Origin of the sequence: Rhodococcus sp. FH8 (assembly GCF_019266085.1) — a bacterium.
GTDB classification, from domain to species: Bacteria; Actinomycetota; Actinomycetes; order Mycobacteriales; family Mycobacteriaceae; genus Rhodococcus_F; species Rhodococcus_F qingshengii.
Genome location: NZ_LPNQ01000057.1, coordinates 951,738 through 966,802 on the forward strand (window position 1 = coordinate 951,738; position 15,065 = coordinate 966,802).

General features: G+C 62.3%; 13 protein-coding genes and 1 pseudogene. 7 read left to right on the forward strand and 7 right to left on the reverse strand.

Going from position 1 to position 15,065, the window contains the following annotated elements:
• The first annotated feature begins 116 nt into the window (after window positions 1-116).
• The 6 genes from ATN38_RS07215 to ATN38_RS07240 all read left to right on the forward strand — a co-directional run bounded on the left by ATN38_RS07215 (window position 117) and on the right by ATN38_RS07240 (window position 6,169).
• Complete coding sequence (locus ATN38_RS07215) at window positions 117-1,721, forward strand: acyl--CoA ligase family protein (RefSeq protein ID WP_030535166.1); 1,605 nt, start codon at window positions 117-119, stop codon at window positions 1,719-1,721.
• A 28-nt stretch (window positions 1,722-1,749) separates the two neighbouring features.
• Complete coding sequence (locus ATN38_RS07220; RefSeq protein WP_003939674.1) at window positions 1,750-2,442, forward strand: TetR family transcriptional regulator; 693 nt, start codon at window positions 1,750-1,752, stop codon at window positions 2,440-2,442.
• 159 nt (window positions 2,443-2,601) lie between these two features.
• Window positions 2,602-3,759, forward strand: coding sequence for an acyl-CoA dehydrogenase (locus tag ATN38_RS07225; RefSeq protein ID WP_003939784.1), 1,158 nt, complete (start codon window positions 2,602-2,604; stop codon window positions 3,757-3,759).
• A gap of 86 nt (window positions 3,760-3,845) precedes the next feature.
• A complete protein-coding gene (locus ATN38_RS07230; protein WP_003940434.1) occupies window positions 3,846-4,694 on the forward strand; it encodes a 3-hydroxybutyryl-CoA dehydrogenase in 849 nt (282 codons plus the stop codon).
• A 164-nt stretch (window positions 4,695-4,858) separates the two neighbouring features.
• Window positions 4,859-5,752, forward strand: coding sequence for an oxygenase MpaB family protein (locus ATN38_RS07235; RefSeq protein ID WP_065351385.1), 894 nt, complete (start codon window positions 4,859-4,861; stop codon window positions 5,750-5,752).
• 24 nt (window positions 5,753-5,776) lie between these two features.
• A complete protein-coding gene (locus ATN38_RS07240) occupies window positions 5,777-6,169 on the forward strand; it encodes an RNA-binding S4 domain-containing protein (RefSeq protein WP_029256216.1) in 393 nt (130 codons plus the stop codon).
• 3 nt (window positions 6,170-6,172) lie between these two features.
• Here the strand turns inward: ATN38_RS07240 and ATN38_RS07245 are convergent.
• Window positions 6,173-6,803: pseudogene (locus ATN38_RS07245) on the reverse strand (GyrI-like domain-containing protein).
• A 123-nt stretch (window positions 6,804-6,926) separates the two neighbouring features.
• Between ATN38_RS07245 and ATN38_RS07250 the strand changes: the two are divergent.
• Window positions 6,927-8,111 carry a metallophosphoesterase gene (locus tag ATN38_RS07250; protein ID WP_218747762.1) on the forward strand — a complete coding sequence of 395 codons (1,185 nt, stop codon included), beginning with the start codon at window positions 6,927-6,929 and terminating at the stop codon, window positions 8,109-8,111.
• A gap of 6 nt (window positions 8,112-8,117) precedes the next feature.
• Here ATN38_RS07250 and ATN38_RS07255 read toward each other — a convergent pair whose 3' ends face one another.
• The 6 genes from ATN38_RS07255 to htpG form a co-directional block, all read right to left on the reverse strand.
• Window positions 8,118-8,804 (reverse strand): TetR/AcrR family transcriptional regulator, encoded by a 687-nt coding sequence (locus ATN38_RS07255; protein WP_073512528.1) that lies wholly within the window; start codon window positions 8,802-8,804, stop codon window positions 8,118-8,120.
• A gap of 47 nt (window positions 8,805-8,851) precedes the next feature.
• Complete coding sequence (locus ATN38_RS07260; protein ID WP_007731350.1) at window positions 8,852-9,679, reverse strand: potassium channel family protein; 828 nt, start codon at window positions 9,677-9,679, stop codon at window positions 8,852-8,854.
• A 46-nt stretch (window positions 9,680-9,725) separates the two neighbouring features.
• Window positions 9,726-10,643, reverse strand: coding sequence for a diacylglycerol kinase (locus ATN38_RS07265; protein WP_007731349.1), 918 nt, complete (start codon window positions 10,641-10,643; stop codon window positions 9,726-9,728).
• Window positions 10,640-12,220, reverse strand: coding sequence for an FAD-binding oxidoreductase (locus ATN38_RS07270; protein WP_218748014.1), 1,581 nt, complete (start codon window positions 12,218-12,220; stop codon window positions 10,640-10,642). The genes ATN38_RS07265 and ATN38_RS07270 overlap by 4 nt, the downstream gene beginning before the upstream one ends.
• 92 nt (window positions 12,221-12,312) lie before the next feature.
• Complete coding sequence (locus tag ATN38_RS07275; RefSeq protein WP_030535159.1) at window positions 12,313-12,852, reverse strand: DinB family protein; 540 nt, start codon at window positions 12,850-12,852, stop codon at window positions 12,313-12,315.
• A 154-nt stretch (window positions 12,853-13,006) separates the two neighbouring features.
• Complete coding sequence (gene htpG / locus ATN38_RS07280) at window positions 13,007-14,935, reverse strand: molecular chaperone HtpG (RefSeq protein WP_218747763.1); 1,929 nt, start codon at window positions 14,933-14,935, stop codon at window positions 13,007-13,009.
• Between the last annotated feature and the right edge of the window lie 130 nt (window positions 14,936-15,065).

Here is a 15,065-nt window from a genome sequence, read left to right on the forward strand (position 1 = left end):
CCCAATTCAGAGGGTAGCGGCACCTTTGGCTGGGCAATAGCGTGCATCCAGGCCATTTGTAGTGCCGATCACACTTATCGTGACACCAACCGTGCCACGTCGCCTTCGGAGGAACCGTGTCTGTCCCGACAGCTGTTGCAGCCAACAACACCCCGCTCAGTCCGCTGCGCTTTCTCGAGCGCAGCGCCGCGGTGTTCCCCGAGCGCACCGCCGTCGTTCACGGCGACCGGACCTACTCGTACCGAGAGTTCGGTGACGAGGTCGCGGCTCTGGCCCGCGTCCTGCGTGAACGCATTCAGCCCGGTGACCGCGTTGCATACCTGGCGCCGAACGTACCCGAGATGCTGTTCGCGCATTTTGCCGTCCCCCTCGCCGGCGGGGTCCTGATCGCCCTGAACTCACGCCTCGCCGGTCCCGAACTCGAATACATTCTCGATCACTCGGGAACCACGATCCTGTTCGTGGACTCCGAATTCGTCGGTTCGGTCACCTCGTCCAAGGCAAACGTGGGGAGCCTGCGTGAGATCGTCGAGATCCCGGACTCCACCGTCCCCTATCCGGACGTTCCCACCGGAATCGTCACCGGGCAGTACGCCGATCTGATTGCCGAAGGCGAAGCTCTCTCCGATCAGCCACTGCACTGGGGCGTCGACGACGAGCAGCAGTGCATCGCCATCAACTACACCTCGGGTACCACCGGAAAACCCAAGGGCGTCATGTACTCCCACCGCGGGGCGTACCTGAACTCGCTCGGCGAGACATTCCACAACGGCTTCGACGGAGCGACGAAGTATCTGTGGACACTGCCGATGTTCCACTGCAACGGGTGGTGCACGCCGTGGGCCGTCACTCAGGCCGCGGGCACACATATCTGCCTGCGCGCGGTCCGCGCCGATGCGATCTGGGACGCCATCGACAATCTGGGCGTGACACATCTGTGCGGCGCTCCTACCGTCTGCTCCACCATCGCCGACGCAGACCAGGCCCACAAGGTCGACGCCTTGCGCATCACCACCGCCGGCGCTCCCCCGTCACCGACGATCATCGGAAAACTCGAAGACATCGGTGTCACCGTGGTTCACGTCTACGGCCTCACCGAGGTGTACGGCCCCTACACGATCTGCGAATACCAGGAAGCCTGGGACGACAAGCCGCAGTCCGAGCGCGCCGCACTTCTCTCGCGTCAGGGAGTCGGCATGGTGCAGGCCGAAAATGCTCGCGTTGTCGATGCCGAGATGAACGACGTCCCCGCCGACGGCCAGACCATGGGTGAGATCGTGCTCCGCGGCAACAACGTGATGCTCGGGTACTACCGCGACGAGGCCGCGACAGCCGAAGCATTTGCCGGTGGTTGGTTCCATTCCGGCGACCTCGGCGTCATGCATCCCGACGGATACATCCAGCTCAAGGACCGCGCGAAGGACATCATCATCTCCGGCGGCGAGAACATCTCCACCGTCGAGGTCGAGCAGGCGATCATGAGTCACCCCGCGGTGATCGACGTGGCAGTCGTCGGCGTTCCGGACGAGAAGTGGGGCGAGCGCCCGAAGGCATTCGTGGTGCTGGGCAAGGGATTACAGGCATCCGCCGAAGACATCGTCGAGCACACCCGCACTTTGCTGGCCGGGTACAAGGTTCCCCGCGACATCGTCTTCCCGCTCGACCTTCCTCGCACCCCCACCGGCAAGGTTCTCAAGTTCCAGCTACGCGCCGACAACTGACGCCGACGAAACCTGGATACTTGCATCCATGACCGAGCGCTCCGATGTACCCGGAACTGACCCCGCACAGTTTCGGGTACACGTCGCGTCTCAAGCGATCCGGTTGTTCTCGGAGAACGGGTACGAAGCCACCACCGTCGAGCAGATCGCCGCTGCCGCCGGCGTGTCGCGTCGGACGTTCTTCCGGCAGTTCCGCTCCAAGGAAGACGTGATCTTCGCCGATCACGAGTCCCTCCTCGAACACGTCGCAGAGTTCCTCGCGTCCGATTCCGCCGACCCCTGGGCGTCCGTGTGCGAGGCCGCGGGACTGGTCTTCGATTTCTTCCGCAGGAACCGAGACCTGTCGATGCGGCGATACCGCGTCGTACAGCATGTTCCGGCTCTTCGCGACCGCGAACTCGTCACCGGATTCCGCTACGAGCGCCTCTTCGTCGACTACCTGCGCAGCGCTGTGCCCCGCGAACCTGTCCTCGAGGTTGTCGGTTTTGCCGCAGCTGTCACCGCGTGCCACAACTACCTCTTGCGAAGCATGATCAAAGGCGACGAGGACGCCACAGCTGACGCACTAAGTCAGGCATTGCTCGACGTTCGGCGGACGTACGGCGTGGCACCCGGGTCCAAGACCAGCACGCCAGAATCGAAGTCCGTGCTGGTAGTAGCCTTTCCCCCGGGCACGTCCGCTGATGAGATCAGCAGAAAAATCCACGAACAACTCGGCTGACACTGCTCGTGCACCGAAACTTCACACACCCATCCCTTGACCTGGCACTCAGTGCCGTGTTTGACTGGGGTCATGGGCACCGGTCTGTCCGCGAATCTCGCTGGTAACGCCGGAGCCGCACCGACCGCCTTCAAGCCACCTTCACCAAGGAGCGTTCCCATGGCAGGAAACCCGGATTTCAATCTCTTCGCACTGAACGAAGAGCACGACGAACTGCGGGCTGCTATCCGCGGACTCTCCGAGAAGGAAATCGCGCCGTACGCCAAGGACGTCGACGAGAACGCACGTTTCCCCGAGGAAGCGCTCACCGCTCTCAACGCGTCGGGCTTCAACGCCATCCACGTTCCCGAGGCTTACGACGGCCAGGGCGCCGATTCCGTCGCCACCTGCATCGTCATCGAGGAAGTCGCCCGCGTCTGTGGCTCCTCCTCGCTGATCCCCGCTGTGAACAAGCTCGGCACCATGGGCCTGATCCTCAAGGGTTCCGAAGAGCTCAAGTCCAAGGTGCTCCCAGACCTCGTCAACGGCGGAATGGCGTCGTACGCACTGTCCGAGCGTGAAGCCGGATCCGACGCCGCTTCGATGCGTACCCGCGCAAAGGCTGACGGCGACGACTGGATCCTCAACGGCTCCAAGTGCTGGATCACCAACGGCGGCAAGTCCACCTGGTACACCGTCATGGCTGTCACCGATCCCGACAAGGGCGCAAACGGCATCTCCTCCTTCATGGTCCACAAGGACGACGAGGGCTTTGTCGTCGGACCGAAGGAAAAGAAGCTCGGCATCAAGGGCTCCCCCACCGCTGAGCTGTACTTCGAGAACTGCCGCATCCCCGGCGACCGCATCATCGGCGAACCGGGCACCGGCTTCAAGACGGCACTCGAGACCCTCGACCACACGCGTCCCACCATCGGTGCTCAGGCTGTCGGCCTGGCCCAGGGCGCACTCGACGCGGCTCTGGCATACACCAAGGATCGCAAGCAGTTCGGCAAGTCCATCAGCGACTTCCAGGCTGTTCAGTTCATGCTCGCGGACATGGCGATGAAGGTCGAAGCCGCACGTCTGATGGTTTACACCTCCGCAGCACGCGCCGAGCGCGGCGAGAAGAACCTCGGCTTCATCTCCGCTGCGGCGAAGTGCTTCGCTTCGGACGTTGCCATGGAGGTCACCACCGACGCCGTGCAGCTGTTCGGTGGCGCCGGCTACACCACCGACTTCCCGGTCGAGCGCATGATGCGCGACGCCAAGATCACGCAGATCTACGAAGGCACCAACCAGATTCAGCGCGTCGTGATGTCGCGTGCGCTGTTGAAGTAAGGCACTTCGCGCCCCTGTGCGCCTTTCTGGTAGTTCTGACTACCGGAACGGCGCACAGGGGCTTGCCCCTAATTTTGAGGAGAATTGTGGAACTCGTAGGCGTAATCGGCGGCGGCACCATGGGTGCCGGCATTGCCGAAGTTTGTGCAAAAGCCGGTAGCTCGGTACTGGTGCTCGAAACCAAAGAAGAATTTGCCGCCGCTGCTCGCGAACGGATCGCCAAGTCGATCAACCGCGGCGTCGCCAAGGGCAAGATCACCCAGGAAGAAGCCGACGCCGCGATCGCACGCGTCCGCGTCACCTTGGACATGGAAGAGTTCGCCGATCGCGATCTGGTGATCGAAGCTGCTCCCGAGATCGAAGCTCTCAAGTACGAGATCTTCGGCAAGCTCGACAAGATCGTCAAGCCTGCAGGCATTCTGGCGACCAACACCTCGTCGATCCCCGTCATCAAGATCGCCAAGGCCACCTCGCGCCCCGGCCAGGTTGTCGGCGTTCACTTCTTCAACCCCGTGCCGGTCATGCCGCTCGTGGAGATCGTGGTCAGCCTGACGACGTCCGAAGAGACCGTTCTCGCCGTCACCGACTACGCCAAGAACACCTTGCGCAAGAAGACGGTTCGCGCGGGCGACCGTTCGGGCTTCATCGTCAACGCTCTGCTCATCCCGTACCTGTGCCAGGCTGTCCGGATGCTCGAATCCGGCTACGCCACAGCAGAAGACATCGACGAGGCCATGAAGGGCGGCTGCGGCTACCCGATGGGCCCGCTGACGCTGCTCGACACCGTCGGTCTCGACATTGCCCTCGCAGCGGCAGAGTCCCTGTACGCGGAATTCGCAGAACCGCACTACGCTCCGCCGGCGCTGCTTCGCCGCATGGTCGACGCCGGTCGCCTCGGCAAGAAGACCGGTCGCGGCTTCTACGAATACGCCTGAGTCTGACCGCTTCACTCTTCCGGCCCCTCACCTGTTGCAGGTGAGGGGCCGGAGTTGTTTTCGGGCAGATCTAGCCGAATCCATTGACAAATTCGCGCGGCGCAGCAAAAGTCATCATTTGACAACAACCGTTGTCACATGAACGCAGGCGGAGGGTCAACCAGATGAGCAGCGATGCGGACACAGGTACTCGTCGGCCGAAGCCCCGGGAACTGCCAGCGCCCCGGGCCCTGCGAGCAGATCCGATCGGCCCCGGTTCCCTGACGTGGACACACTTCGGCGACGTTCGCGGTCTGCTGTATCTCGGACGCGCAGGCACGCTGCAGAACATGCATCCCGCGGTAAGTGGAGCGCTGCAGGACCATTCGAATTTTTTCGACAACCCGCTCGACCGCCTGTTCCGCTCACTGCCGCCCATCTACGGCGTCGTGTACGACCGGACCGAAGAGGGCACAGGCACGCTCGTTCGCAACTTCCACACCGATCTCAAAGGAATCGACGAAACCGGCGGGCGCTACCACGCCCTCGCTCCTGACACTTTCTGGTGGACACACGTCACGTTCTTCGAGGTGATACTCGATTTCAACGAGCGATTCGCGTACAAGAAGTTCACGGCGGAGCAGAAGGACCAACTTGTCCGTGAGGCCGTAACTTGGTGGCGCTGTTACGGACTCACCGATCGACCGGCTTTCGACGACTACGTCAGCTTCCGCACGTATTGGGAAGACATGCTCGACAACCACCTGATCAACACCCACACCACAAAATGGTCGACGCGCATCGCCGAGCACGACATCGCACCGGCTCCGAAGGTTCCGACGTGGCTGTGGCGTCTTAGCTCTCGCCCCACGATGGCCGTGGCGAACTGGATCGGCAAGGCACTGATGCCGGAGAAGGCACGCAAGACCCTTGAATGGGAATGGACGCCGCGCGACGAACGGATGTACTTCTGGTTCGCCCGCTTCCTGACATTGACAGATCGGTTCTGGCATCTGCTGCCGCTACGACTGCGGTATGCGCCGCGCGCCTACTCGGGCATCCGCGCGCAGGGTCTGTGAGCACTCGTCGGTAGGCTGGAGTGCGTGCCAGCCCAACTCCCCTCCGACGCGATCAGTGTCCGCGTGGACAGCTGGACGTGGGCGGTTCGGCTGTTCAAGACACGCTCGCAGGCGGCGACGGCCTGCCGATCGGGACACGTTCGGGTCAATGGAACGTCGGCAAAGGCGGCTCAGCAGGTGAAAGCCGGCGACGAGGTGCGGGTGCGTGTATCCGGCATCGAACGCATTGTCGTCGTGGTCAAGCCGATCACGAAACGAGTCAGCGCGGTGCTGGCCGCCGATTGCCTGCAGGACAATTCGCCGCCCCCACCACCGCCCGAACTGATCGCGTCCATTCCGCGACGTGATCGTGGCGCCGGCAGACCGACCAAACGCGAGCGACGCGACCTCGAGAAGTTGCGCGGCCTCGAGCCCTGATTGCTACCTCGAAACAGGCTGACGCAGAACCGTCTTCAGTTTCTCGGGCGGTGTACGGCGAGCGTCGCTGAGATAGATCTCGTGATGATCGCCGTTGAAGCTCAGGCCGTTCGACGGGATGAACGTGTTGTGCAGCCGGTCCAGGGTAGGAGCTTCGTCGTCGTACGAGCCGACGTGAAGAATCTGGACGGACAGACCGTCCTCCAACTCGAGAAACCTGACCTTGTCGAGAGCGGCAATCTCCTTCTTGGCCCGCACTGCCTTGGCCCGGACTGCGTCAATCGACGCAGACAGTTCGGTCTCCGTGATCCACTCCGGTTGCGAGATCATCATCGTCCAATCCCACGACGACTTGTCCCGCGTCACGAACACCTCGGGGTCATCTGCCCGCCACAACCCTTCCAGCGGGCCCACGACGAAGTCGCGATCCAGTTCCTTCTTGCTCGCGAATTTGGTCGCGTAGGACACCGAATACAGCGCTTCGAGCGCCTCGGAGTACTCGGTGGCAGTGTTGGGATCACCGTGACCGTCGACGGCGAAGTAGCCGAAGCGCGGGACGGTCACGAGGGCAAAATCGCGGCGCCCGGGGGAATAGAGATCCTTGTATGCCTTTCTTGACGTCGTACTTCTCCATGCGCCACCCACCTGATCACTGGCCGAGTTTCAACGTTCGGAAACCTATCCGAGAACACCGACATTCCGATAGCGGACCACCGTCCCCTTGTTAATAGACCAGTGGACCTTTACTCTGGACGGGGTGACTACACCCCAGGCGACCGACGTCGCTCGAGTTCCGCGCCGCAGACCGTTGCGGATCGTTGCCATATCCGCGATTGTCGCGTCGATCTCGGCTCTGTTGTTCGTGTACCCGTGGTGGAGCTTGTTCGTCCGGCCGGACTGGCCGACAGCGGTGGCAGTTTTCGGCACCGTTCTATTTGCCGCCCTCCTGATCACCCTGCCTGCCACCATGATGCTCAGCCACGGACACACTGACCGCGATCCAGTTCGCCTGGTCGGCGACGCCCTCCTCGGAATCATCTGGGTCGTGTTCGTGTGGACCCTGCTCGGTGAAGTCCTGAGGCTCGGACTGCTCGTCGGCGGCGTGGATGACCCGCTTCGATCGAGGATCGTCGCCGTTGCGGCACTGATCACCTCGGCCGTTCTGCTGATCTGGGGCTATCGGGAAGCCATGAGACTGCCACGGATCAAGCAGGTCGACGTCACCATCCCCCGCCTTGGTGCGGGGATGGACAAACTTCGGGTAGTCGCGATCACCGACACTCACTTCGGGCCGATCAATCGCGAGAAGTGGTCCGAGCGCGTGATCGCGGCAGTCAACGATCTCGACGCCGACATCGTGGCCCACGTCGGTGACATTGCCGACGGAACAGTGGAGCAGCGCCTCGGCCAAGCCACCCCACTCGCGTCGGTGGAAGCCAGACTCGCTCGTGTCTACGTCACCGGGAATCACGAGTACTTCCACGAGGCTCAGGAGTGGCTCGACTACATGACCTCGATCGGCTGGGATGCCCTGCACAACCGGCACCTCGTCGTCACCAAGGGCGGCGACAACCTGGTCATCGCCGGAGTCGACGACGCCACCGCTCTGGGATCGAAGCTCGACGGTCACGGCGCGAACTTCGATATGGCCCTTGCCGGCACCGACCCCGATTTGCCGATCCTGATGCTCGCCCATCAACCGAAGCAGGTAACTCAGTCCGCTTCCGCGGGAGTGGATCTGCAGCTCGCCGGTCATACCCACGGCGGACAGATCTGGCCGTTCAACCTTCTGGTCAAACTCGATCAACCGTCGGTGCACGGGCTCACCCGTCACGGCGACCGCACGCAGTTGTACACAAGCCGCGGAACCGGGTTCTGGGGTCCACCATTCCGCGTGTTCGCACCGAGCGAGATCACCGTCCTGACGCTGCACAGCGCCTGAACGGGCTCAGCTCGTTCGGGTTGCCGCTCGCGCCGACAGCCCGACGAGCTGATTGATCAGACCTTCACGTAGGCCGGTTGCGAACATGTCGGCAGCAGGGGGCGCCTGCATCTCGTTCAGTACGACGACCATGGATTCGGCAGGCTCGGCAGTCGGCCACAAGCCTGCAACAATCACCAGGGTCACCTTGGCGAATTGAGCGACGTCGCCCTCCGAGAGATGGGGCAGTTGCGAATGAACCAGCGACGCAAACCTTCCCGAGTTGACCGTCGCCCGCCTCTTGAAGTCACGGGCGAAGTCGACGGAGATGTTTCTTTCGAGGACACCGGCCATGACGCTCATCAACTCGCACAGCAACCGCTGTGAGACAAGCGATTCCGCAACCGCGGATGCCACATGAATTTCAGCGGCAAACGGTGAGTCGTCACTGGTCGGAGTCAACGACTCGGACAACCCGTCCAGCCACGCTACCCAGTTCTCGTCGAGCACTTCGAGAAAGATGGCCTCGCGACTGTCGAAGTAGCGAAGCACGTTGGACTTCGCCAGTCCGACGCTCTCACTGAGCTCACGCAGGCTGATGTCGGCGACGGGCCTGGACCCGAGCATCGCGCGGGCCGCATCGAGAATCGCGCACCGACGCGCTTCGATCTGCTCAGGCCTGCGCGCGCGCTGAAATCCGTGGGTCGCCACCATCACGCAAGATTATCAGACCATCGTTCTATTGTTTGCTGTACTGCGGGTCAATTGTCCGAAGGTGCATGCTGCGCCACGACTCCCCTCGACGCCAGTTCGCGACGCAGCGAATCGGTATCGACGGACGCGAGATCGACTCGGTGCGTGCGGGTGGCCAAGGCTCGGACTTCCTCGGACAGGTCCGCCACCTGCTTACGCGTCGCGGCCTGGGATGCCTCGTCCTGTTCCGCCACGCGCTCGACCAACCAGGAAGCGAGTGTGGCAGTCACGATGCCCAGCAACGCAATTCCGCCGATCATCAATGCTCCGGCGATCATGCGCCCGGTCGTGGTAACGGGCGCCATGTCTCCGTAACCGACGGTCGTGACCGTCTCCATCGCCCACCACAATGCCGTTCCGTACGACGTGATGGCAGCGCCCTGCGCGTGACGCTCGGCATCGAGCATGGCCAGCGCCGCGACACCGATCAGCAAGGCCGTGGCACCAGTGGCGTAAATAACCACCCGTCCACGCAAGCTTTGCCCGCTCGAGCGGTGAACTATCGCAAGCAGTGTGACCAACCGAAGTAGGCGCAGCGGACGCAGCATGGGCAACACCACCATCGCCAAGTCCAAGAGATGCCTGACGAACCAGCGACCGCGGGCAGGTGCCAACCACAGGCGAACTGCGTAGTCGACGGCAAAAACGACCCACGCAGCCCACATCGTCCATTCGGTCAGACGATGTGGAAGGCCCGTCGGTTGCGCCAGCACTTGGTACGCGTACGCCACCAAGAAAAGGCAGGCCGCAGCGGTCAACGGGATGTCGGTGGCTAGCTGCCATTTCTCCGACGTCCACGCAGTGCGGCGGTGCGCCGACTTCGTCGATTCGTTCATCCGAGAAGTCTGACACCACCGCTACCTAGTGCCCGGCAGAACCGACTCAGATCCGAGTGTGCGTCAAGATGTTGAGCGCCGTGGGAACTGCCTCGATCGTGATGGGCAACGGTCCCACCCGATCACCGTCCGCGTAAGCGATGATGCCTTCGGAGACCAGCCGGACCTTCTTGGATCGGTACGTTTGCACGGCGTCGAGCGAGACGTGAGTTCCCTTGTACACCCGCGGAAACAGGCGCACCAGACGCAACCTTGAACCGTGCCCGACGACGGTCAGATCCAGCAACCCGTCCGACTTCGACGCTCCTGGCGTGATGAGCATGCCGCCACCGTACGAGCGCCCGTTGCCAACAGCGACCAGCGTCGCGTCCACCGTGATGACCTCGTCGTCGAGTTCGATCCGGTACGGCAGCGGCTTCATCTTCGCCAACTCGGCGAGCATCGCCAGGTTGTAGCGCATCGGCCCCTTGGGCCAGGACATCCGATTGGCCCGCTCACTGACCAGCGAGTCGAAGCCGCTGGCGATGATGGTTCCCGACCAGACGACGGAACCGTCGGCCAGCGTGATCTTCGCCAGATCTGACTGCTGCACGACACCGTCTGCGATGACATCGGCTGCTGCCTCGGGATCGCCTGTGGGAATACCGAACTCACGGGCGTGATCGTTGCCGGTGCCCGCCGGGATGAGCCCAATGGGCGTATCCGTCAACGCGGCAGCCTGCAGTCCGATGCTGATGGCACCGTCGCCGCCGACCACCACCAGCGCGTCGGTACCCTCCTCGATCGCACGACGGGCCAATTTCTTGGCGTCGTCGGCGTCGGTTCCGATGATCTCGGTGACGGCAACTCCCCGAGCGCGCAGTCGCGCAACACCTTTGCGTCCTGCCGCAGGCGCGTGACCATGTCCCGCCATCGGATTGATCAGGACGGTAACCTTCTCGATCTGACTGCGGGTTTCGGTCACGGAATCAGCTTTCCAGGATTGAGAATGCCGGCAGGGTCCACTGCATTCTTCACTGCGCGAAGGATGTTCGCGCCCAATTCACCGATCTCGTCCTTCATCCATGGGCGGTGATCGGCGCCGACAGCGTGGTGATGGGTGATCGTGCCACCGGCGGCGATGATCGCATCGCCAGCGGCAGTTTTCGCCTTGTGCCACTGAGCGATCGGATCCTCGGTCTGCGCGCTGACGACGGTGAAGTACAGCGAAGCACCGGTCTTGTAGGTGTGCGAAATGTGGCACATCACGAGCGGCTGAGTCCCCTGCTCGACGAGAGCCTTGGTCAGCGCCTCGGTGACCGAGGAGCGCAGGTTCGCGAGGTTACCCCAGGTGGTTGCCGTCTCGAGGGTTTCGCACAGTGCGCCGACGTCGAGCAGAGCGTCACGCAGATACGGCGCATCGAATCGCCCGTGTTCCCAGCTGTTTCCGGGCTCCTCACCGAGCGACGTGCCGCCGTGAGCGGTGAGAATTACGCGGGCCTCCGCCATCCGTTCAGCGGTGTGCGAAGCGGTGCCCTCGTAGGTAGTGATGCCGAGGCAACCACCGGTGAAGGCGTTCTCGCCGATCTTGTCGGTGGTCGCCAGATTCACGCCACTCTCGGCCTCGTCGGACAACCGCAATACTGTCGGAGCCGATCCTTCCTGGACCAGCTCACGCAATGCGGCTGCGCCGGTGGCGAAGTCGGGGAAGCTCCACCCTTCGCGCACGGTGGTCTCGGGCAGACGGTGAACCCGCACACGCACGTGCGTGATGACGCCGAAGGTGCCCTCGGAGCCGACAAAGAGCTCACCCAGATCGGGGCCTGCGGCAGATGCCGGCGCACGCCCGGTCTCGATCACACCACTCGGAGTGACAACAGTGAGGCCCTGGACCATGTCCTCGAAGCGTCCGTATCCAGCCGACGCCTGCCCCGAAGACCGGGTGGCGGCAAACCCGCCCAGAGTGGCGAACAGGAAGCTCTGCGGGAAGTGCCCGACCGAGAAACCGTGCTCACGCAGAAGCTCCTCGGCCCGTGGGCCGGTAGTTCCGCCGCCGAACGTCGCAATGCCCGATTCCTCGTCCAACCCGACAAGCTGATCGAACCTGCGCAGATCGAGAGAAAGAACTGCGTCGAACCCGTCACGAATGGGATCGAGCCCGCCGACGACGCTGGTGCCACCACCGAACGGGACCACTGCGATCCGGTTGGCAGAGCAGTATCGGAGAACCTGCTCGACCTCTGCGTCTGTCCCTGGAGTGACGACTGCGTCCGGTGCGTCCTGCGGCTCGACGCTACGACGGCGAAGCAGATCCGGGGTGCTCTTGCCACCGGCCCGAAGGATTCGATCGGAATCCTTGGTACTGACGTACTCGGCCCCGACCAGCCCGGACAGCGCTTCGACATGCGACTGGGCCATAGCGGACGGAGCCACCTGGACGTCTTCGATGGCGAGACGCGATCGAGTCGGTGCGGAGACACCGAGAAATCCGGTCAACAATGATGTGACTGCGTCCGACAGTTCACGCTTCTTGGCCGGATCGCCCCAGGCGTCCCACTGCATCGGCGGTTGCAAGGCAGACTTTTCGGTGCTCATAGACACTAGTGTTACATATTTGTGTGATGTGTAAACATCCCGGTGGATCAATCCATCCATCAACCCATCGTCTTGGAACCGTCGATGGCTTCGCGAAGCATGTCCGCGTGGCCCGCATGCTGGGCCGTCTCGGCGATGATGTGCAGCAATGCGCGCCGCGCTGACCAGCGAGCTCCCGCTTCGAACCACGGCGCCGACGGCAGTGGATGCGAGATGTCGAGGCTGTCCAGCGAGGCCACCAACTCGTCGGTCCTGGCCGCGATCCCCTCGTACTCGGAAACGATGCCTGCCAAGGTTTCACCCTCGACCATGGCGAATTCGTTCGCCCGTTCCTGTTGCATCTCTTCCGACCACTGGGTCGGGTCGAAGTCCCCACCAAGTCCGGCCGGCCCTTCCAGAATGAAGTCGACCCATCCCTTTTCCGCCTGACCCACATGCTTGATCAATCCGCCGAGGCACAGTTCACTCACGGTCGGCCTCGAAGCGGCCTGCTCGTCGGTGAGGTCCTTGACGGTGAAGAGAAGGAATTCACGATGCCGACGCAGGCTCTGGAGGAGATCCGCGCGCTCGCCGGTGACGGTGGTGATCGGTGCGTTCATGATGTTTTCCTTCGCTCGTGGGTTCGTGCCCTGTGAGAACTACGTTAGAAGTTATTGCGGACAGAAACGGTCCTCATTAGAAAACGATCAAGAAAAAACTCCCGGCACCCACCGATGAAGGTGAGTGCCGGGAGTTCGAGCGAGCTAGACGAGATCAGACTGTGCGAGCCAAACGATCGGCCAGCAGGCGCGTGAAGTGCGCCGGATCGCTCAGTTCACCGCCCTCGGCAAGCAACGCCATGCCGTAGAGCAACTGAGCCGTCTCCGTCAGGTTCTCTGCATTGTCATTGGCGGCCTGCGCCTCCCGCAGACCCGAGACAAGCGGATGCTCCGGGTTGAGCTCGAGAATGCGCTTGCTGTGTGGAACAGGCTGACCCGAAGCCTTGTACATCTTCTCGAGCGTCGGAGACATGCTGAACGCGTCGCCGACGATGCAGGCAGCCGACGTGGTCAGTCGCGTCGAGAGACGCGTTTCCTTGATGTCGTCGGACAGGGTTTCGGTCAGCCACGTCAGCAGCGCGCCGAATTCCTTTTCCTTCTCTTCGCGCTCGGCTTCGGCCGCCTTCTTCTCGTCCTCGGTGTCCAAGTCGACCTCGCCCTTGGCGATCGACTGGAAGGTCTTGCCGTCGAAGTCCGAGACTGCGTCGACCCACATCTCGTCCACGGGGTCGGTGAGTACGAGAACCTCGAGGCCCTTGGCCTTGAAAGCCTCCATGTGCGGGGAGCTTTCGATGAGGTGACGAGATTCGCCGGTCATGAAGTAGATCTGTTCCTGACCGTCCTTCATACGCTCCACGTACTCGGCGAGAGTGGTCACGCCCTCTTCGCTGTTGGTCGAGGCGAAGGACGAGATGTCGAGCAGCGTCTTGCGGTTGTCGGCATCGGCCATCAGGCCTTCCTTGAGCGCGCGTCCGAACTCGGTCCAGAAGGTCGAGTACTTCTCGGGCTCGTTCGCCTTCATGTCCTTGATGGTCGAGAGGACCTTCTTGGTCAGACGACGACGGATGGCAGCGATCTGCCGGTCCTGCTGCAGAATTTCACGAGAGACGTTGAGCGAGAGGTCTTGTGCGTCGACCACGCCCTTGACGAAGCGCAGGTAATCGGGCACCAACTCTTCGCAGTCGTCCATGATGAAGACGCGCTTGACGTAGAGGTGGATGCCGGCCTTGCGCTCACGCATGAACAGATCGAACGGTGCCGTCGACGGAATGAACAGCAGCGCTTGGTATTCGAAAGTACCTTCGGCCTTCATCGGGATGACCTCGAGAGGCTCGTCCCAGGCGTGGCTGACGTGCTTGTAGAACTCCTTGTACTCCTCCTCGGACACCTCGTCCTTGGAGCGAGTCCACAGCGCCTTCATCGAGTTGATCGTCTCGGTCTCGATGGTGACCTCGGGCTCCTCGCCCTCGGCCGGCGTCGACGTACGAGCGACATCCATGCGGATGGGCCACGCGATGAAGTCGGAGTACTTCTTGACCAGTTCCTTGATCTTCCATTCCGACGTGTAGTCGTGCAGGCCGTTCTCGGAATCCTCGGGCATCAGGTGCAGGGTCACGGAGCTACCCTGCGGCGCCTCGTTCACATGCTCGAGCGTGTACGTGCCTTCGCCGGTCGATTCCCAGCGCGTCGCGTGATCTTCACCGGCACGGCGGGTCAGCAGCGTGACCTTGTCCGCGACCATGAACGTGGAGTAGAAACCGATGCCGAACTGACCGATCAGTTCTTCCGATGCCGCTGCATCCTTGGCTTCCTTGAGCTTACGACGTACCTCGGCGGTGCCGGACTTGGCGAGCGTGCCGATCAGGTCGACGACCTCGTCACGCGACATGCCGATGCCGTTGTCGCGGATCGTGAGGGTGCGCGCCGCTTTGTCGATGTCGATCTCGATGTGCAGATCGGAGACGTCGACGTTGAGGTCTTTGTCCTGGTACGACTCGAGGCGGAGCTTGTCCAGCGCGTCCGAAGCGTTGGAGATCAACTCACGAAGGAAGCTGTCCTTGCTCGTATAGATTGAATGAACCATCAGATCCAGCAGCTGACGTGTTTCTGCTTGGAACTCGAGCTGCTCGGTATGCGCGGTCACTTCGATCCCTTTCTCTTCTCGGACTGATCACAGGAATTTTACTTGACCGCGAATACCGCGGGTCGGCCCCCGCACAGACAAGGGAGGCCACGCGACCTGCGCGTGACCTCCCGTTATCTTCACCACCGAT